This window comes from Mycobacterium aquaticum (genome assembly GCF_002086485.1).
Lineage (GTDB): Bacteria > Actinomycetota > Actinomycetes > Mycobacteriales > Mycobacteriaceae > Mycobacterium > Mycobacterium aquaticum.
In genome coordinates this window covers 1-18,759 of sequence record NZ_MVHF01000070.1, presented here as the reverse complement: position 1 = coordinate 18,759, position 18,759 = coordinate 1, and the positions used below count along the sequence as shown (strand labels likewise).

Below are 18,759 nucleotides of genomic sequence, written 5' to 3'. Positions count from 1 at the left end.
CAGATATGGCGCATGACTCAGGGCTATGGATGACGCCCGGCTACATCGAGGGTCGCCTGATGACGCCCCGCGACACCAGCCCTCAGGCTGTGCACGCTCGCGGCGCAAGCGGTTCAGATCAAGCAGCGAGCGGTGAGTAGTCGGTAGTGCGTTGGCGCGCGGGCCGGCCGATGCCCTCGGCGATGGCGACGAGTTCCTCGACGGTCTTGGCCGAGCCGTTCTCCGAACCGGCCATCCGGGAGATGGTCTCCTCCATCAGCGTGCCGCCCAGATCGTTGGCGCCGCCACGCAGCATCACCTGGGTGCGTTCGACCCCGAGCTTGACCCACGACGTCTGGATGTGGGAGATCCTGCCGTGCAACATGATCCGCGCCAACGCATGCACAGCCCGGTTGTCACGGTGGGTCGGCCCCGGCCGCGCGCCACCGGCCAGATACAGCGGTGAGGACTGGTGAACGAACGGCAGCGGCACGAACTCGGTGAATCCACCGGTACGGTCCTGGATGCCGCGCAGCACGTTGAGGTGCCCCACCCAGTGCTTGGGGGTGTCGACGTGGCCGTACATCATCGTCGACGACGAGCGCAGCCCCACCTCGTGCGCGGTGGTCACCACATCGATCCACTCCGAGGTGGGCAGTTTGCCCTTGGTCAGCACCCAGCGCACCTCATCATCGAGGATCTCGGCGGCCGTACCGGGAATGGTGTCCAGACCGGCCTCACGCAGGCTGATCAGCCACTCCCGCACCGAGAGCCCACTGCGAGTCACCCCGTTGGCGATCTCCATCGGACTGAACGCGTGCACGTGCATCGACGGCACCCGCGCCTTGACCGCCCGCACCAGATCCGCATAGCCCGTCACGGGCAGCTCCGGATCGATGCCGCCCTGCATGCAGACCTCGGTGGCCCCGGCGACGTGCGCCTCCCAGGCCCGGTCGGCCACCTCGTCGGTCGACAACGAGTACGCGTCGGCGTCGCCCTTGCGTTGCGCGAACGCGCAGAACCGGCAGCCGGTGTAGCAGATGTTGGTGAAGTTGATGTTGCGATTGACCACGAACGTCACGTCATCGCCGACGGTATCCCGCCGAAGCGAATCGGCAAGGGCAGCAACCGCTTCCAATGCCGGGCCGTCGGCGGTGGCCAGCGCGAGGTACTCGTCGTCGCTGCACCCGCCCGGGTCGCGTTCCGCAGACCGCAAAGCCGCCAACACATCGGTGTCGATGCGCTCCGGCGCGCGGGCGGCCAGCTCGGAGATCTTCTCGCGGATCGACTCCCAGTCGCCGAACGCGCTGTCGAGATCACTGCGGGTCTCGGTGCGCCGCCCCTCGGAATCGATCGCAGTGTGCAAATCGGTGCGCCCCAACGACTCCGACGCCTCATCCGGCTCCTGCCACGGCATACCCACCGGGTTGACGTCACGGGCCAGCCCGGTTTCGGGATCGGCCAGCGCGTCGACGTGCCCCCGCACCCGCGGATCGATCCACGCCGCTCCGGCCTGCACGTAGGCCGGCTGCGCGGTCAGCCGCTGCACCAGGTCGTAACCCGCTTCGGCAGTCACCGCAGCCAGATCATCCAGTGCCGGCCACGGCCGCTCGGGGTTGACATGATCCGGGGTCAGAGGCGACACGCCGCCCCAGTCGTCGACACCGGCGCCGATCAACGCCAGGCATTCGTCCCGGGACACCAGGTTCGGCGGAGCCTGGATGCGCATCTTGGGCCCGAGCACCAGACGCGTCACTGCGATGGTGGCCAGGAAATCCTCGACGCCTGCATCGGGGGTCGACGCCATCGCGGTGTGGTCCTTGGCCCGGAAGTTCTGCACGATCACTTCCTGAACGTGACCGAACTCCTTGTGCGACTTGCGGATAGCGTGCATGGTCTCGGCCCGCTCGACCAGCGTCTCACCGATACCGACCAGCAGGCCCGTCGTGAACGGGATGGACAGCCGGCCCGCGTCATCCAGCGTGCGCAGCCGCACCGCCGGATCCTTGTCCGGGCTGCCGTAGTGCGCCAGCCCCTTGGTTTCGAACAACCGCCGCGACGTGGTCTCCAGCATCATCCCCATGGACGGGGCGACCGGCTTGAGACGCGAGAGCTCCGACCAACTCATCACCCCGGGATTGAGGTGCGGCAGCAGCCCGGTCTCCTCCAAAACCCGGATGGCCATCGCCCGCACATAGTCCAACGTGGAGTCATAGCCACGCTCGTCGAGCCACTGCCGCGCTTCCTCCCACCGCGCCTCGGGGCGATCACCGAGCGTGAAAAGTGCTTCCTTGCAGCCCAGTTCGGCCCCGCGCCGGGCGACGTCGAGGATCTCGTCGGGCTCCATGTACATACCCATGCCCTGAGCCCGCAGCTTGCCCGGCACCGTGACAAACGTGCAGTAGTGGCACGTGTCGCGGCACAGATGCGTGACCGGGATGAAGACCTTGCGCGAGTAGCTGACCGGTAGCCGCCCGGTGGCGCCGCGCCGCCCCGCCGACACCAGACCCGCATCGCGAACACGTGCCGCGCTCGCACACAGATCAGCCAGATCCTCACCACGAGCCGTCATCGCGATCGCCGCCTCGTCGACGTTGAGCGCAACACCATCACGCGCCCGACGCAACACGCGTCTCAACGCGGCGGTGTTGACGGTCGGTGGGACCACCGGGCTGGGCAGATCGGCGCCATGCTGGGGGTTCAGAGCCACTCCCGTGTAACCCCCGAGATGTCGTCAATCATCCACGCGTCTCACATTCTGAAACCTTGGCGCCTGCCATAGAGGTCACAGTAGTACCGACTACCGGTGCGGTGCGTTCCCGCTACCACGCAAAGCACCGTCGACCGCTGCTGCGACACGCCCGCACGGTACGACACGCTGTTATTCCGAGTGTTTATTGACGCCGTGCGCGATAGGTTTAGGGCCGGGTTGGGGCTGTGAACTTCCAGGGAGCTTTCATGACTGTATCTGTGCGCTCGTATCTCATCGCCGGAGCAGCCGCGGCTACCGCCACGACGATCGCGCTGACCCCTGTGCAGGTGACGCCCGCAGATATCGCAGTTCCGGCCCATCCGACGTCCACCCAACCGCAGCTGACGCAGGCCATGGTCGAGCTGCTGGCCGCGGCGAGCCGGATGACCGCAGCCGTTCCCGCCCCGCCGAAACCGGCGCCGATCCCGGGCAGCGGGCCGACCACCGGAGCCGCGCCCGCGCTGGCGACGCCCAGTGCGGTGGTGACCCCGCAGAACGCCGCGAGTGATTTCGTCACCTCGGCCTACCAATTCATCCAATACTGGGTGAACTACGGCGTCGATGTTGCGCAGTGGGCGCTTGGTTGGGTGCCGTACGGCTACCTCATCGGCGACCAGGTCGGCATCATCTACGACAACCTCGTCCGGCCCATCTCCGACACCGTCGTCTACAACCTCATCAACCCGGTGCTCAATGCACCGCTGAATCTTGGTGTATGGGCCAACGGCATCGCTGACGTCGCCTGGTCCGTGGTGGCCAGCGCCATCAACACCGGCATCGCCGAAGCTAACTACTTCCTTGGTTGGATCCTGCCGCCTCTCCCCCCGCTGCCGCTGCCGCCACTTCCCTTCGCCGCGACGGCACAGACCACGTCGCTGGCCGCGACGACACCGACGCAGACACTGTCGACGACGCTCGCCGGCGTGGGTGAAACGCTCGCCAACGCATTCAAGGGCCTCACCGAGGGAACCTCGCTGCTCAACGTCGCGGACGTCAAAGCCAAGCCCGCAACAGACGTCACCGATACGACCAGCGCCGGCGGCGAGCTGAAGAACCCGGTGCAGACGGTCGTCACCGACATCGAGACCGCAGCTTCCGGCGCAACCGATGTGGTGAAGGACGCGGTGGAAAACGTCACCGACGCGCTCCCGAGCCCGTCCACGACCACTCAGACCGACGCGGCCGCCACCGTTCCGAAATCGGTGCAGCAGTCGCTGCAGTCGCAGAAGCCCGCGACCGCCGACACGTCCGTCGGCACGTCGCGACAGACACGCATCAACGACGTGCGCGACGGCGTCCGCAACGCTACGGCCGACCTCAAGGCCACGGTGCAGAAGGCGACCGACGGACTGCGTAACGCGGTGAAAGGCGCAGGCAAGACCACCGCCGACTCGAAGACCACCGCGGACACCAAAACCAGCGCGGACACGAAGACCAAGGTGAGCAAGACCGACAAGCCGTCGAAGGACAACTCGGGCAACTCGGGCAGCGAATAGGTCAGCGGGTCAGCCGTCGGCGCAGCAGCAGCGCCGGCGGCAGCGCCCCGACCACCATGAACAGCAGCGCGCTGTAGGCCATGATGCCGTGGCCGGTGAAGATCACGTCACCGCCCGGCCCGCCGAGTGTCATCACGGCGACAGTCGCCAACCACGTCAACAACGGCAGCGCCGCGAGCCGAAACGACGGTGTGCACTGCATGGCGGCCCAGACCAGGGCGGCATTGAGCGCGCCGCTGAGGAATGCGCTGATGGGAAACGGCACGACGCCGAGGTAGGACGGCAAGAAAAGCCCACCGAGGACAGCCGAGATGACGCCGTCGACGGCGAGCAGGGCAAGGACGATGCGGTCGAAGACCGGGCGGGATGCGGGCGCGTCGTCGACGCGCGGGCGGGTCGCGGTCAGGTCGGGATGCTGTCGAGCAGCGCGACCATCGAGCCGACCACCCACTGGAAGTTGTCCGCCCGGTCCTGCCAGTGCTGCAGGTTCGGATCCAGATCGGGGTCCATGGGTTTCCCTTCGCCGCTGACTAATGCCGGATTTTTCGGAGCTTACCCCGCGTCGGCGACGCTATTCCAGAACCAACCCTGCGAGGAGATCGGTTTCCCAGCCACGGGAATCGCGGGACCCGGCCTCGCCAGAGACGAGCAGATAATGCTCCTCCCCCATGATCGGCAGGGCGATGTTGTTCGAGAGTGCACACGCGCGCCCGTCCGGGGCGACGGTGACCTGCGTGGCGTGGGCCTGCATCGCGGCGATCTTGGCGGGCAGCTGGGCGGTGGCGTCGACTACGGCGTCGATCCGATCGTCCGGGTAACCGAACGGCACATCCTTGATGTCGACCCTGATCCAGCCCTCGGGCAAGTCGGACAGCGCGCTCAAACCGGAACCCATCGCGCTGGTCGCGGTCACCGTCCAATAGAACTTCGGCACCGCCCAGCCGTTGTCGGCAGCCGCAGCGACCGCGGCTGTGGTGACCCGGTGGGTCTGGATGTGGTCGGGGTGCCCGTAGCCGCCCTCTGGGTCGTAGGTGACGACGACGTGCGGGCGCATCTCGGCTATGACGGTGGCGAGCTCGCCGACGGCCTCGTCCATGTCGGCATCCACCCAACGCTGCCGCCCACCGGCGTGGTGGGTACCGCCCATGCCGGAATCGCGCCAACGGCCCGGACCGCCCAGGTAGTGCGGAGCGCCGAGGCCCAGCGCCCCGAGCGCACGCGTGAGTTCACTGATGCGGTAGCCGCCGAGCTGATCGGCGTGGTCCACGGACAGCAGGGCGTACTGGTCGCCGATCACCTCGCCTTCTTCGCCCAACGTGCACGTGACGACGCGGACCTCGGCGCCGTGCGCGGCATAGTGGGCGATTGTGGCGCCGGTGGTGAGGGTTTCGTCGTCCGGGTGGGCATGGACGAACAGCAGGCGGGGCGTTTCGTTGGGCATCGACCGCGACAGTAGTCGGGTCGCCATCGGGTCGGCCATACTCACTCGGCTCTCATGACGACGCCTGGTCCCCTACATTCACCAAGGTGAATCGGCGGAACCTCGAGTTCGGTTGCGGCATCGTTGTGGTCGGGTTGGTGGCCGGGGTTGCCGGTGTTGCGACGACGCTGCTGTTGCACGCCGTCGAGCATCTGACGTACCACTACTCGTTCGGTTCGCTGCTGGAAGGCGTGACCGGTGCCAGCCCGGTACGGCGCGCGGTCGGACCGATGATCGGCGGCGCGCTGGCCGGCTTCGGCTGGTGGATGCTGCGCCGCCGGGTCACAGTGCCCGGGTTGTCGGCGACGATCGCCAACCATGGGCCCCTGCCTCGGCTGCCGCTGACACTCGACGCCGGACTGCAGGTGTTTCTCGTCGGCTCTGGCGCGTCACTCGGGCGCGAAGGGGCTCCACGTCAATTCGCGGCCGTGCTGGCTGATCTCGGGACGTCACGATGGGCGCTGACGCCACGCGACCGCGAGATCCTGCTGGCGTGCGCCGCGGGTGCTGGCCTCGCGGCGGTCTACAGCGTGCCGGTGGGCGGCGCACTGTTCGCGGTCCGGATCATGCTCAAGACGTGGCATCCGCGGGCCGTCGGCGCCGCATTGATCACGTCCAGCCTGGCGGTCGCCGTCGCCAGCCCGGTCACTCACGCCGCGGCGCCCCTTGATTGGCCCAACCCCCAACTGTCTTATCTGCTCACCGGTTTCGCCTTGCTCCTGGCGCCGTTGAGCTTGGGAGTCGGGCTGGCCTTCAACCGGATCATGGATCTGGCCCGCCCGGCCAAGACCCCGACGTCGTGGTTGCTGATCCCGTCCATCGCCGCGGCCGGGCTGCTGATCGGCATCTGCTCGATCCATTGGCCGGAACTTCCCGGCAACGGCAAGAGCATCCTCACGGTCAGCCTCGACAGCGGCATGACGCTGACCGCCGCAGCGATGATCTTCCTGCTCAAGCCGGTCCTCACCGCGGTCTTTCTACGCGCCGGCGCCGTGGGCGGCATGCTCACACCCGCGCTGGCCACCGGATCGGCACTGGGATCGATTGTGGCGCTGTCGATCAACACGTGGACGGAGCACCCGGTGAGCGTCGCGGCGGTGTCGTTGACGTGTGCGGCAGGCGTGCTGGCCATCACGCAACGCGCACCGGTGTGGGCAGCACTGTTCGTCTGGGAACTGGCCCGGCCGCCGTGGTGGGTGTTGTTGCCGTTCCTTGTCGCGGCCACCGCCGCACACGGACTGCGGGTGCTGAGCGAACGACGAAAGACGGCGCCGGCCAAGTAGTTCCGTCGACGCACGCGGTCGCGGCCCGGTCCGCGAAAAGTGGCGGACGCCGACAACTGGTTGCGACAGGAACCACTCAGCAAACACTCGTCCGATGCGGTCACGAACGCTGGACACAGCCGCAGGCCGCGCCACCGAAAGCGTAGACGAACTACATAGGCAACCTTCGCAACTGACAGCCCGCCACCATCGGCCGGCAAAGTGCGTTTTCGCGCCCCATCGATGGAAATCCGCAGCCCCGGGCGCCGATGCCGATTTATGAGTTAACAGATTGCAGATGCTGCCACTTGTTTGCAAAGCATGGGAACTTCGATGCATTGTTTTGTGATGCCACATCGTGGCAAATGGCGCACAATGAGCTTTCGTCGGCGTAAAAACAACGTATGAGCAGCTAGTTCCACGTCGAGCGCCCGTCGGTAGCCGGAAATTTAGTGATGAATGCAAAGTTTCCGAAAGCACTGATTCATTAACTTACTCTCAGGTAGCTTTTGCCTCGTCGGGGGTACATCGAGGGTAAGGAGAACCTATGCAAATCGCTGCACGGTCAAATTCCGCACGGTCCTATCTGGCTGCGGGCGTGGCATTGGTGGGCGCTGGCGCCATCGCGGTCAGTCCCGTCGCACCGCCGCTGCCAGAGGTCCACGTGCCGGCGGTCTCGACGGCATCGGTGAGCCTCTCCGCAGCCGTCGATCCGTTCGAGGCATACGTACAGCTAATCACCAACACCGTCAACAACGTCGGGACGCTCATCGGCACCGAGATCGCCGACCCGTTCCCCATCCTGCAGCAGGTCGTTGCCAACCAGATCACCAGCGGCCAAGGCATATTCGCCGGGCTGCAGAGCGCGGGCGAGGCGCTCGGCCAGCAGCTGGACCCGTCGAATCCATACGGTATCCCAGCCCAGCTCCAACAGGCGGTCACCCAGCTCCTCGCCGGGGACATCAACGGCGCGGTGAGTACCGCATGGAGCGCCTTGCTCAGCCCGGTCCTACTCGCAGGCCTACCCCTGTTGGAGCCGATCACCAACGCCATCAAGCAGCCTGTGCAGAATCTGCTCAACGTCATCAATGATCCAGCGGCCGTGCTCATTCCGGTGCTTGGCGCACTCAACACCGTCTTTCCCGCGGTGCTGGTGAGCGGCAATGTCGGCCAGAACATGGTCGACGCGATCAAGGCCGGCGACCCGCTCGGCTTCGTCAACGCGGTGCTCGCCGGGCCCGGTCAGATCGCCGATGCGTTCCTGAACGGGGCCGCTGACGCGGGCGGGGGCGGGTTGCTCGGACCGAGCCTCGGCTTGCTCTCCGCACTGCGGCAGGCCCGCGATGCCATCGCCAACGACATCAAGCCGCCTGCGGCATTGACCGCCGCGGTGGCTCAACTGAGCGCAGCACCCAAGGCTCCCGCCAAGGTCGTCACGCTCGACGTCGCACCGGCCCCGGCAGAGCAGACCACCACGGCGCCAACGGAATCCACCCCATCGGGATCTGCAGCCGCGGGGTCTGCAGTGACCGATTCGTCGGCCGCCGCCTCGGCCGGCGATGGGGCCAAGACCACGTCCAGCGACAAAGCAGCCAGCACCGCCAAGCCGACCCGCGCCAACCGGCTCAAGCAGACGCAGGATGGGGTCAAGGGCGCCGTCAAGAACATCACCGATGGGCTCAAGAAAGCCGGTGAAGGCTTGTCGGGCAAGAAGAGCACCGCCCCCAAGAGCGGCGGCCAAAGCAGTTCGACGGGTTCCGGCGAGGGCGGCAACTCGTCGGGCGGTTCGGGTTCGCACAACGCTGCCTGACCGTCAACCATCGGGTGGGCCTTCTCGTCACGGCGAGGGGGCCCACCCTCATTTCACGAATGCTACTAGTGGGTAACAGGAAGCTTTTTTGACGTATGCGTCATTTTATTGAACACTAAAATGGCAGTTCAGAGGACATCATTTCTCCTGCTAAAAGTTTTGATCGCAACTAAACCGCCGGCCTTGTTCCATTTACTGGAACACGTTTCAATCCATTGCGAGTAGCTTTCCTGAACGCTGGCTGTGAGCGGTGCAGCGAGTCATCGCCCAGAAGCCGGCGACGATGAAAGGGTTCAGATGCAAGCAGCTGTTCGATCGTCTTTGGCCGCCGGGATTGCAATGGTGGGAGCAGGCGTCATCGCCACCACCGGAATCAATCCGCCGCCCGACATGCACATCAACGACGTGCGGCTCGCGGCCGCCGTGGAGAATCCCGCCGACGTATTCGCGCCGGTATTCGAGTTCACCGAACAGGTCGCCGCGGGGCTGATCGCCGCCGAGATCGCCGACCCCGCACCTGTTCTCACACAGTTCATCGCCAACCAGATCGCGACCGCCACCGCGACGGGAGCCATCGCGGTCAACGGTGTCACCACGATTGCCGCCATGGCCACCGGACTGCCGGAGGGAATCGCCGCTGCGGCGGCAGCCGTAGCGGCAGGCAATCCCGACCAAGCGCCGATCGAGCTTCTCAATGCCGTCGGTATACCCGCGATTCAGTTCCTCATGGAGTCGATTCCTCAGGCGGAGTGGGTACTTCAGCGACCGCTGGCCGTGGCCCAAGCGCTGGTACCCGTCGCCCTGGAGAGCACGTCACTGCCGATCTACCTTGGCATCAGCTACGTCAAGCCGCTCGTGGACACCGCCGTCGTCACCGTCCGAGATGTGGCCGACGCTGCGTCGACGGGCGATCCGGCCAACGCCGTCAACGCCATTCAGCACGGCGTCAGGGATGTGGCGATGCGGACCATCGACCTGGCGAATGCCACTGCATCGGTCGTCGACACCACCCGTCAGGTCATCAAGACCGCCCTGCAGACCCAACCGGCGCAGACTTCCGCCCGCGGTACTGATACCGTTGCGGCACAGTCTCTGTCGACGGACACACCGCGACCCAGCCTGCGCTCGGTCTTTGGCTCAGGCAACAAGGCGCGTCCGGGCCAGTTGTCGGCAAGTATCGCCGACACCGACGGGCCGCAAACGTCGTCGTCACAACCGGTCAAGACCGAGCGACTGCAGGCCAAGCCGCTCAAATCCCTTGTCGGCAGGGTCAAGTCGAGTCTCGCCAAGGTAACGCCACAAGCCAAGCAATAAACCCGGACGCCGAGTGTGGGCCGTGCGCTCGCCCGCACTCGGCCACCCCAGGAGCCGCTACTTGGTTTTCAGCCAGCCGCCTGCGTCGCCGACGATGCCAACGGGTACCGCACCGGACAAGCTGACGTTCTGCACACTGGGGCCCGCTGCGACGATCGTGGTGTCCTGCAGGATCGGCAGTACCGTCGACATGTTCCACAACCGGGGTTCCACGGCCTGGATCACGTCGGCGATGTTCTCGGTACCATCCAGTGCCGCATCGATTTTCGGCTGAATGCTGCGATCACAGATCCCGGTGATGTTGCTGGGAGCCTGCACCAGATCACCGGATCCCGGCGCCGGGATGGTCGGCGGAGGCGTCGCGGTGGTCGCGCTCGCCGGCGGCGGAGGAGTCGTCGTCTTCGATGACGGCGACGACGACGGCGCCGGAGGTCCGGGTACCGCCGTCGAGACCGAGGTGGCCTCCAGCGCACGGCACCCGTACCGCGAGGCCAGCGACGTCGCGAGGTCTCCCCCGGCCTGATGCCAACCGACGATGGCGTCGACGCGATTGTTGGTCGAGGCGTCACCGTAGAGCGCCACCGGATCCAGCGCCAGCACCGAGGCTTCGATGCCGACATTGCGCAACTGGTCGGCGGCGGTGTTGGCCACCGCGACCGACGTCGGGTCGTTCGAGGCGACACCGAGCACCAGGGACAACGGCACCCCGTCCTTGGTGATGCGTTGACGACCGTTGTCGGGCAACGGATTTCCCGGTGCCGCGGGTGCGGCGGGCTCGATCTGATAGCCCGCACCCCGCAGCAGCTCCAGCGCGGCGTCACGGCCCATGGCCGGTGGTGCGGTCGGCACATAACCGGGGTCCGACGGTGAACGCACCTGGGCCTGCGCGAGGGTTACGGTGTTGTCGTCACCGGCCCCGACGGAGGCCAGCAGGTCGACGTCGATGAGGCTCAGGATGGCCTTGCGCACCTGGGTGTCGGCAAGCTTCGGCTGCTGCGCGCGCAGCGACAGCTGCAGTACTCGAGGCGTGACGATCCGCGCCGTGCGCACATCCGGGATGGCGCTCAGCTGCGCGAAAGTGGCTGCGCCACCGTGCACTTGGGCCACCTGGGTGTCGCCGTTACGAATCGAATCGGCCAGCGCCGCAGGGGCGCCACCGCGGCGGAACAACACCAGATCGGGCTTGGCGGGCACGCTCCAGAATCGGTCGTTGCGCGCCAACAGGATCTCGTCGCGTTGCGGGTCGATGCTCTCCACCCGGAACTGTCCCCCGGTGACAGGCATGGCCCGGGCCAGGCCCGCACCGAATCCGCCCGGCACGTCCTTGACGATGTGGGCGGGCAGGATGTCGTTGAAGAGCTCGCGCCAGGCCGGGTACGGCTGGGAGAAGGTCACCACGACCTGCTTGCCACCATCGACCGACTGGACACCGGTGATCAGGTCGTAGCCGGCCGGGTCGACGACACCGGGCTGCCCGACCATCTGCCGCCACAGATACCAATAGTCATCCGCGGCGATCGGCGCGTTGTCGGTCCACTGCGCCTCGGGCTTGATCTTGTAGGTGACCGTGAACGGGCTCTGGCTCGTCACCTCTGCCGATTCCAGCAGTGTCGTGTCGAGCTCCCAGCGCGAACCGGTCGGCGACTTGGGGTCGGGCACGGGCCGGAACGAGCTCGGCAGCACGAGCGCGGCGATCGCGGCGTTCACGGGCGACTGATCGGACAGCAGATGCGGGTTGAAGCCGGGGCCGATCGAGTCGATCGCCATGATCACCTGCATCGCCTTGGCCGGCGGCGGTGGCGTGACCTGCGTGGTCTCGGTGCTCTGCGGCGCGGGCGGCGGGCTGACCGTACAGGCGCTGAGCAGCAGAGACGGTACCGAAATGAGGACGCCGACGGTCATTCGGGCACGGCGGGTTGGTGTCGGCACGCCACTCAGGGTATCGACCGCCCCCGCGGGCCCCGTGTCGCACACGGCACGAGAAGCTCGCCGAAGTTTGCGCACGTTCCTCCCCCAAGGACAGTAAGAGCCGACAAGTAGCGGTCTTCCGCCGAATGGCCACCTGCTACCCGTCACACGCGAAAGACGTGTACAGAACTGGCCACTCGGCGCGAACTATTAGGCTCTGGAACCCTGTTCCGCCTTGGCGCGCGCCTTGGCCCTGGCGCGCAGGCTCGCAGTCAGCTCGACCTTGCGCACCCGCACGATCTCGGGTGTCACCTCGACACACTCGTCGGCCGCGCAGAACTCCATCGCCTGCTCCAGGTCCAGCACCAGCGGCCGGGCCAGGGTCTCCATGACGTCGGCGGTGGACGACCGCATGTTGGTCAGCTTCTTCTCACGGGTGATGTTGATGTCGAGGTCCTCGGCACGCGGATTGATCCCCACGACCTGGCCCTCATAGGTGTCCTCACCCGGCTCGACGAAGAACTGCCCGCGGTCGGACAGCTGGATCATCGCGAACGGCGTGATCGAGCCGCTGCGGTCGCTGACCAGCGAGCCGGTGTGCCGGGCCCGGATCTCGCCGGCCCATGGCCGGTAGCCGTCGAACACCGCGTTGGCGATGCCGGTGCCGCGGGTCTCGGTGAGGAAGTCGGTCCGGAAGCCGATCAGCCCACGGCTGGGGACGATGAAGTCCATCCGGACCCATCCCGCGGCGTGGTTGGTCATCTCTTCCATGCGGCCCTTGCGGGCGGCCATCAGCTGGGTGATGGCGCCGACGAACTCTTCCGGACAGTCGATGGTCAGCGCCTCGTACGGTTCGTGCAGCTTGCCGTCGACGTTCTTGGTCACCACCTGGGGCTTGCCGACGGTCAGCTCGAACCCTTCGCGGCGCATCTGCTCGACGAGGATGGCCAGCGCCAGCTCACCACGGCCCTGCACCTCCCAGGCGTCGGGACGGCCGATGTCGACGACCCGGATCGAGACGTTGCCCACCAGTTCCTGGTCGAGCCGGTTCTTCACCATTCGGGCGGTCAGCTTGTGCCCCGACACGCGGCCCGCCAGCGGGGACGTGTTGGTGCCGATGGTCACCGAGATCGCGGGCTCGTCGACCGTGATACGGGGCAGGGCGTGCGCATGGTCGGGGTCGGCGAGGGTGTCACCGATCATGATCTCGGGGATGCCCGCCACCGCGACGATGTCGCCGGCCACGGCCTCCTCGGTCGGGTTGCGGTCCACCCCTTCGGTGGCCAGCAGCTCGGTGATCTTGGCGCTGGTGATCACCGGCGATCCGTCGACCTCGCGCATCCAGGCCACCTGCTGGCCCTTCTTGAGCCGCCCGTTGTAGATGCGGATCAGCGCGAGCCGGCCCAGGAACGCCGACGCGTCAAGGTTGGTGACGAGCGCCTGCAGCGGCGCCTCCGGATCGCCCGAGGGCGGCGGGATGTGCTCCATCAGCACGTCGAAGAGCGGGTCGAGATTCTCCCCGTCGGGGTTCTCGCCGTCGGCGGGCTGCGTCGTCGAGGCGATGCCCGCCCGTCCCGACGCGTACAGCGTGGGCAGGTCAAGGGCCTTCTCGGCGGATGCCTGGGCTTCCTCGTCGAGATCGGAGGCGACGTCGAGCAGCAGGTCGTGGCTCTCCTCGACGACAGCGGAGATCCGCGCGTCGGGGCGGTCGGTCTTGTTGACCACCAGGATCACCGGCAGGTGCGCAGACAGCGCCTTGCGCAGCACGAAGCGCGTCTGCGGCAGCGGCCCTTCCGAGGCGTCGACCAGCAGGACCACGCCGTCAACCATGGACAGGCCGCGTTCCACCTCGCCGCCGAAGTCGGCGTGGCCCGGGGTGTCGATGACGTTGATCACCGTCATGGTGCCGTCCGGGTGATGCCGGTGCACCGCGGTGTTCTTGGCCAGGATGGTGATGCCTTTTTCTTTCTCCAGGTCACCGGAGTCCATCAGGCGTTCAACGGCGTCGTCGCCGCGGTGCGTCAAGGCACCCGACTGCCGCAGCATCGCGTCGACTAGGGTCGTCTTGCCGTGGTCGACGTGGGCGACGATGGCGACATTGCGAAAGCTCGGGCGTGAATCCACACCGATATTCTCGCAGCCACGCCGGTCGATCACGAAAACGAGAGAGCCCCGTCACTTTCTGCGCACGACTTTCCGCGCACGCGAGGAGCGACGAGTGTGAAGTCCGCCAAGATCGCAGGACTGAAGCCCAAGAAGAAGTGCTGTCGGAGCAAGCCGCGCTGCAAACGCTGCCCGCTGGTGCTGCACAAGGTCCGCAAGGCCGAGCACGCCGGATTGCGCGGTAAAGAACTGGACAAGGTCTTCAAAAGAGCCAGAAAAGCGTAAGCAACGCGAGCTACCTTTGAGGTATCCCTACGGGATCGTGATCGGAGGTACCCGTCATGGAGATCTACGAAGTGCTCACCATCGCACTGATCATGGTGCTGGCGGCGGGAACGACAGTTGCCATCTATCTGGGATTGGCGAACTGGGTAGGAGCTTGCTACGTCGTCCGATGCAGTGAGTGCCATCACCTGACATTCGCCTCGGTCAATCAGCCGCAATCGTCCTGCGCACACTGCCGACACCCGATGATGTTGCATCCGCTGTACACCACCCAGCACCCCGGAATGGTGCGGGTGGTCGGAGACCGCCTGCGCTACTAGACCCGGCTCTGCTGGGTACCGCGGCCGGCCGACACGCCCTGATAGTGCGGTACGGCGCGACTGCGGAACTGCCGCCCGGTCACCTTCTCGGTGGCGATCCGGACGAAATGTTCACGTCGACCCTCAACCCATGGCTGTACGAAAGTCCCGGCGACCTCGACGAGTTCATCCACATCGGTGATCGGCTCGGCATGGCCGACGACGGTCACGCTCCAGCCGGTGTGGAGGTCGGGGTCGAGGTCGTCGGCTTCGAACGCCACCACCTGGTGAAGGGTCGCGGCGGCCAGTTTGGCGCCACCGGCCACCCGGATCACCACCTGGTCGTGCCAGATCCGGTAGTTGACCGGTTGCACGGCAGGCAGGGCGTCTTCGGTGAACACCAGCCGGCCCACCCGCGGGCCCTGCAGTAGATCCAGGCATTGTCGCCGGGTCAGGACATCGAGTTCGGATCCCTTGGGCATGCTGACCAACCTCCTTGTGCGAGTTGGAGAGTGCGCACCGGGGTGGTGTTGCGGCGGAAGCCCGCGTCCAGTGCCGTCAACTGCTCCATGCCGCTACTGTGCGCCGGCGAGCGGCAGCTCTGACAGTGCCGAAAGTCCCTATTTCCCATGGGGCACAGCCGAGATGCGACCCCATGTCAGCGGTCGGTCACTCGGATCGCAGGGCCACAGCCAAGTCGTCGACCCATGCGCGGTCGGCCGGAACCCAGTCGAGGCCGGGAAGATCGTCGACGGTCACCCACCGCAGCGCGCGGTGGTCGTGCGGCTGAGGACTACCCGCGGTCAGTGCGACGCGGTACGCGCGCAACGTCATGGTGGCGTTGAGGACGACGTCGACGCCGATGCGCGCGCCGACGCTGACCTCGACACCGAGTTCCTCGTGCAACTCACGGGCCAGCGCTGCGCCGTCGTCCTCCCCCGGCGCGACCTTGCCGCCGGGCAGTTCCCACAAGCCGGCCAACTCCGTCGGACGGTCACGCTGGGCAACCAGCAGCGCACCCCGCGAGATCAATGCCCCTGCCACGACGATCTGCTCATCCATCGCGCCCGACGGTATACGGTCGAAGACATGGCTGTGTTAACGAACGACCAGGTTGACGCCGCACTCGTCGATCTGCCGAACTGGGAACGTGCGGCAGGTGCGCTACGCCGATCGGTCAAATTTCCGGCATTCCTCGACGGGATCGACGCAGTGCGCCGCGTCGCGGAGTTCGCCGAACTGAAGGACCATCATCCCGATATTGACATCCGTTGGCGGACAGTCACTTTCGCGTTGGTGACGCATTCCGCGGGCGGTATCACCGAGAAGGACGTCCAGATGGCAGGCGAAATCGACCGGATCCTGGGCCTGTAGTCGCGATCCAGCCCAACGTCGCCAACGTCGCGACGATGTAGATCAGGCCCGCCCAGGCCAGGTACCACGGCCGGCTGATCTCCCAGATCGTCGGCTGCGCGAAGCTCAGCAGCCACGGCACGCCGATCAGCGTCAAACCCAACCAGCCCCACCCCAGGATCTGCGCCCCGCGCCGGTCCCGCAGCGAACCGTGCAGCAGCCACATGATCAGCGGGAGCAGCCAGACCCAGTGGTGCGTCCACGAAATCGGGGACAGCAGTAGGCCGAACAGGCTGACGATGATGATGGCGCCGAGCCGGTCACCGTCGCTGCCGCCGATGGCCCGCCACGCGAGCAACGCCAGTACGGCGGTCACCGCGATACCGATCAGCACCACCGGGCCGTACCCGGCGTCATGGCCCAGGATGCGCGATATCCCACCGCGCCAGGACTGGTTGAACACCGTTCCGATCGGTCCGACCCGGCGGGCGTCACCGAGCAGATCGGTGAAGTAGAACCGGGCCTGGTCACCGACGACCACCAGCGACAACACCACCGTGCCGAGGAACACGACCGCCGAGAACACCACGGTGGCCCAGCGTTTCGCGCCGACGAAGTACAAGCCCGAGACAGCCGGGATCAGCTTGACGCCGGCAGCCAAGCCGACCAGCAGACCAGACACCCACCACCGGTTGGAGTACACCGCGTAGATCACCGCGAGCGTGAGGATGACGTTGATCTGCCCATAGTCGAATGTGCCACGCAGAGGTTCGATCCAAATGCCGACGGCTGTCCACAGCAGGGCCAGCCGCGGGTCGGTGTAGCGGCCAAGCATTCGCTGGCTGATCCTCACCACCCCGTAGAGCGCGACGATGGTGCCGATCTGCCAGAAAAACGCGACCAGGTCGAACGGCAGCAGCTGCAGCGGATAGAACACCATCGCGGCGAACGGCGGATACGTGAACGGCAGCAGGAAGTCGGGCGTCTTGTCGCCGTAGGTGTACTGGTAGAGCGTGCCGGGGTGGTCCAGCGACGCCGCACCGCCGAGATAGACGTGCAGGTCGACGAGGTTTGTACCGTTGGGCACCAGGTAGGAGAACGCCAGGCGGGCCGCGACGCTCAGCGCGAGCAGTAACCACGCGTAGCGGTAGAGCCGCATGCTCGATGCGGCCGGTTCGGTTGTGTCAGGTGTCGTGTCTACCGCCCTGACTCTAGCGTTCGACCTTCCCGGATCAGGGGGACGCGACGGCTGACGCCGGCTTCCGATATCGCACGACCCGCCCGGCGGTGTTTGCCGACGCGCTGTCGCGTCGGCTCCGGTAACCGATTCCAGTCACTGCCGTAACGGTTGAATAACCGCCACACGTGTCACTTGAGTAACACCAGTAACTCGATAGTTTCGGGCACAGACGTGCAGTCAACCGATTGGGAGAACCATGAAGCTCACCTGGAAAGCACTTTCCACCAGCATGATCGCCGCGGCCGGCGCGGTCCCGGTCGCGTTGGCGCTCAGCGCCACTGCGGCCGCCGATCCGGCCCCGGCGCCGGCACCCGCTGTGCCGAACCTGCCGATCGTCAACGAGCTGGCAAGCGTGCCGGCCCTCGCGCCGCAGCTGCTGCAGGGCGTGACGTCGACACTCACCGGAGGGGCCCCCGCCGCACCGGCACCGGCACCCGCTCCTGCGGCGACCGCATCGGTGACGCTGCCTCAGATGCCGGGCACCGCCCCCGCAGCGGCACCGGCTGCCACCTCGCCGCTGACCTCGCCCCTGCTTCCGTCACCGCTCACCGCACCCACCGCGCCTGCGGCGGCAGCGCCGGCCGCAACCCCCGCCAACCCGCTGATCCCGTCGGCCGACATCAACATCCCGCAGGTGCCGGGCATGCCCATCCCGCTGCCCCAGAAGGTCAGCATCCCGGGTGACCTGGCCGGGCTGATGCCTGCGGCCAGCTCGGTGGCCAACGTGGCACCGGCGGCAGCCCACGCGGCGACCGCCACCGCGCCTGCGGCGTTGGCTCCGGTGGCTGCTGCCCCGGCCGCGGCAGCTCCGGCCATATCGCCCATGGCTCTGGCTCCGCTGCTGACCGCCGGCCTGCCCTGATCACCGCCCCGGTCTGACCGTCCGACACGCCCTAGGGAGAGCCATGTCACCGAAAACGTTGTTCGCCACCGCTGCTGCAATCACAGCGTCGGCCGTCGTGCTGCTCGGCAGCGGGATCGCCCACGCTGATCCAGCGCCACTGCCGATCGACGGTGCACAGGCGCCGGGGCTGTCGGCGATCCAGAGCCTGAGCCCCGTCATCCAGCAGGCCGCTGCCGACCCGGCGGGCGCCGCACAACTGCTGATGGCGGCGGCGCAGGCGTTCGCGGCGAACAAGTCGGCACCTGACGACTCCCGCAACGTCGCGACGGCGGTCAACCACTTCGTCGCCGAGCCTGCCGCGGCGGCACCGGCCGCAGCGGCGCCGGCCGCGCATGTGCCGGGTGCGGGCGCAGGTCCGGGGGCACACCTGCCGACGGGCATCGACCCGGCCAATGCGGTGGGCCCGGCCCAGGCGGCGCCACTTGCAGCGCCGGCACCGGCTCCCGAGGCCGCACCGGCACCTGCTCCCGCTCCGGAGGCGGCGCCGGCACCCGCTCCGGCCCCCGCTCCCGAGGCTGCCCCGGCCCCGGCTCCCGCTCCGGCTCCGGAGGCCGCGCAGGCACCCGCTCCGGCC

General features: G+C 66.9%; 16 protein-coding genes and 1 pseudogene. 9 read left to right on the top strand and 8 right to left on the bottom strand.

Annotated elements, in window-relative coordinates; translation table 11 throughout:
• Positions 1 to 118: 118 nt before the first annotated feature.
• Positions 119 to 2,689, bottom strand: a complete 2,571-nt coding sequence (locus BST13_RS36635; RefSeq protein WP_083170883.1) for a bifunctional FO biosynthesis protein CofGH — start codon at positions 2,687 to 2,689, stop codon at positions 119 to 121.
• A 248-nt stretch (positions 2,690 to 2,937) separates the two neighbouring features.
• On the opposite strand from BST13_RS36635, the gene BST13_RS36630 reads away from it, so the two are divergent.
• Positions 2,938 to 4,227 carry a hypothetical protein gene (locus tag BST13_RS36630; RefSeq protein ID WP_142282940.1) on the top strand — a complete coding sequence of 430 codons (1,290 nt, stop codon included), beginning with the start codon at positions 2,938 to 2,940 and terminating at the stop codon, positions 4,225 to 4,227.
• A gap of 1 nt (position 4,228) precedes the next feature.
• Here BST13_RS36630 and BST13_RS36625 read toward each other — a convergent pair whose 3' ends face one another.
• Both BST13_RS36625 and mshB read right to left on the bottom strand, forming a co-directional pair.
• A complete protein-coding gene (locus tag BST13_RS36625) occupies positions 4,229 to 4,678 on the bottom strand; it encodes a hypothetical protein (protein WP_083170879.1) in 450 nt (149 codons plus the stop codon).
• A gap of 120 nt (positions 4,679 to 4,798) precedes the next feature.
• Positions 4,799 to 5,668, bottom strand: coding sequence for an N-acetyl-1-D-myo-inositol-2-amino-2-deoxy-alpha-D-glucopyranoside deacetylase (gene mshB, locus BST13_RS36620; protein ID WP_211296277.1), 870 nt, complete (start codon positions 5,666 to 5,668; stop codon positions 4,799 to 4,801).
• Positions 5,669 to 5,754: 86 nt separating this feature from the next.
• Between mshB and BST13_RS36615 the strand changes: the two genes are divergently transcribed.
• The 3 genes from BST13_RS36615 to BST13_RS36605 all read left to right on the top strand — a co-directional run bounded on the left by BST13_RS36615 (position 5,755) and on the right by BST13_RS36605 (position 10,093).
• On the top strand, positions 5,755 to 6,990 hold the full coding sequence (locus BST13_RS36615; protein ID WP_083170875.1) for a chloride channel protein: 1,236 nt from the start codon (positions 5,755 to 5,757) through the stop codon (positions 6,988 to 6,990).
• 526 nt (positions 6,991 to 7,516) lie between these two features.
• Positions 7,517 to 8,779 (top strand): hypothetical protein, encoded by a 1,263-nt coding sequence (locus BST13_RS36610; protein ID WP_083170873.1) that lies wholly within the window; start codon positions 7,517 to 7,519, stop codon positions 8,777 to 8,779.
• Between the two features lie 339 nt (positions 8,780 to 9,118).
• Positions 9,119 to 10,093: a hypothetical protein gene (locus tag BST13_RS36605; protein ID WP_083170871.1), complete on the top strand. Its 975-nt coding sequence runs from the start codon at positions 9,119 to 9,121 to the stop codon at positions 10,091 to 10,093.
• Between the two features lie 57 nt (positions 10,094 to 10,150).
• Here the strand turns inward: BST13_RS36605 and BST13_RS36600 are convergent, their stop codons facing one another.
• Together BST13_RS36600 and typA are read right to left on the bottom strand one after the other, a co-directional pair.
• On the bottom strand, positions 10,151 to 11,995 hold the full coding sequence (locus BST13_RS36600; protein WP_083170869.1) for an ABC transporter family substrate-binding protein: 1,845 nt from the start codon (positions 11,993 to 11,995) through the stop codon (positions 10,151 to 10,153).
• 216 nt (positions 11,996 to 12,211) lie between these two features.
• Positions 12,212 to 14,125 carry a translational GTPase TypA gene (gene typA / locus BST13_RS36595; RefSeq protein WP_083170867.1) on the bottom strand — a complete coding sequence of 638 codons (1,914 nt, stop codon included), beginning with the start codon at positions 14,123 to 14,125 and terminating at the stop codon, positions 12,212 to 12,214.
• Positions 14,126 to 14,221: 96 nt separating this feature from the next.
• Between typA and BST13_RS38555 the strand changes: the two genes are divergently transcribed.
• Positions 14,222 to 14,389, top strand: a complete 168-nt coding sequence (locus BST13_RS38555) for a hypothetical protein (protein ID WP_095533864.1) — start codon at positions 14,222 to 14,224, stop codon at positions 14,387 to 14,389.
• Positions 14,390 to 14,445: 56 nt separating this feature from the next.
• Positions 14,446 to 14,709, top strand: a complete 264-nt coding sequence (locus tag BST13_RS36590; RefSeq protein WP_083170865.1) for a hypothetical protein — start codon at positions 14,446 to 14,448, stop codon at positions 14,707 to 14,709.
• On the opposite strand, the gene BST13_RS36585 is transcribed toward BST13_RS36590, so the two are convergent.
• Together BST13_RS36585 and BST13_RS36580 are read right to left on the bottom strand one after the other, a co-directional pair.
• On the bottom strand, positions 14,706 to 15,170 hold the full coding sequence (locus BST13_RS36585) for a pyridoxamine 5'-phosphate oxidase family protein (RefSeq protein WP_083170864.1): 465 nt from the start codon (positions 15,168 to 15,170) through the stop codon (positions 14,706 to 14,708). The genes BST13_RS36590 and BST13_RS36585 overlap by 4 nt on opposite strands.
• A 187-nt stretch (positions 15,171 to 15,357) precedes the next feature.
• Positions 15,358 to 15,750 carry a (deoxy)nucleoside triphosphate pyrophosphohydrolase gene (locus BST13_RS36580; protein ID WP_083170862.1) on the bottom strand — a complete coding sequence of 131 codons (393 nt, stop codon included), beginning with the start codon at positions 15,748 to 15,750 and terminating at the stop codon, positions 15,358 to 15,360.
• A 27-nt stretch (positions 15,751 to 15,777) separates the two neighbouring features.
• On the opposite strand from BST13_RS36580, the gene BST13_RS36575 reads away from it, so the two are divergent.
• On the top strand, positions 15,778 to 16,062 hold the full coding sequence (locus BST13_RS36575; RefSeq protein WP_083170861.1) for a 4a-hydroxytetrahydrobiopterin dehydratase: 285 nt from the start codon (positions 15,778 to 15,780) through the stop codon (positions 16,060 to 16,062).
• Here the strand turns inward: BST13_RS36575 and BST13_RS36570 are convergent.
• The gene (locus BST13_RS36570; RefSeq protein ID WP_083170859.1) at positions 16,007 to 17,200 is read right to left on the bottom strand and encodes a mannosyltransferase; all 1,194 of its coding nucleotides are present in this window, start codon (positions 17,198 to 17,200) and stop codon (positions 16,007 to 16,009) included. The genes BST13_RS36575 and BST13_RS36570 overlap by 56 nt on opposite strands.
• 277 nt (positions 17,201 to 17,477) lie before the next feature.
• Between BST13_RS36570 and BST13_RS36565 the strand changes: the two genes are divergently transcribed.
• Together BST13_RS36565 and BST13_RS36560 are read left to right on the top strand one after the other, a co-directional pair.
• A complete protein-coding gene (locus BST13_RS36565) occupies positions 17,478 to 18,143 on the top strand; it encodes a hypothetical protein (protein WP_083170858.1) in 666 nt (221 codons plus the stop codon).
• Between the two features lie 43 nt (positions 18,144 to 18,186).
• A pseudogene (locus BST13_RS36560) lies at positions 18,187 to 18,759 on the top strand (Rv1157c family protein); the annotation flags it as partial.

Coding starts and splice junctions, on each gene's coding strand:
- BST13_RS36630 (WP_142282940.1), top strand. CDS start 2,938: ATGACTGTATCTGTGCGCTCGTATCTCATCGCCGGAGCAGCCGCGGCT.
- BST13_RS36585 (WP_083170864.1), bottom strand. CDS start 15,170: ATGCCCAAGGGATCCGAACTCGATGTCCTGACCCGGCGACAATGCCTG.
- BST13_RS36575 (WP_083170861.1), top strand. CDS start 15,778: ATGGCTGTGTTAACGAACGACCAGGTTGACGCCGCACTCGTCGATCTG.
- BST13_RS36580 (WP_083170862.1), bottom strand. CDS start 15,750: ATGGATGAGCAGATCGTCGTGGCAGGGGCATTGATCTCGCGGGGTGCG.
- BST13_RS36605 (WP_083170871.1), top strand. CDS start 9,119: ATGGTGGGAGCAGGCGTCATCGCCACCACCGGAATCAATCCGCCGCCC.
- BST13_RS36600 (WP_083170869.1), bottom strand. CDS start 11,995: ATGACCGTCGGCGTCCTCATTTCGGTACCGTCTCTGCTGCTCAGCGCC.
- BST13_RS36570 (WP_083170859.1), bottom strand. CDS start 17,200: ATGCGGCTCTACCGCTACGCGTGGTTACTGCTCGCGCTGAGCGTCGCG.
- BST13_RS36590 (WP_083170865.1), top strand. CDS start 14,446: ATGGAGATCTACGAAGTGCTCACCATCGCACTGATCATGGTGCTGGCG.
- BST13_RS36610 (WP_083170873.1), top strand. CDS start 7,517: ATGCAAATCGCTGCACGGTCAAATTCCGCACGGTCCTATCTGGCTGCG.
- mshB (WP_211296277.1), bottom strand. CDS start 5,668: ATGCCCAACGAAACGCCCCGCCTGCTGTTCGTCCATGCCCACCCGGAC.
- BST13_RS36565 (WP_083170858.1), top strand. CDS start 17,478: ATGAAGCTCACCTGGAAAGCACTTTCCACCAGCATGATCGCCGCGGCC.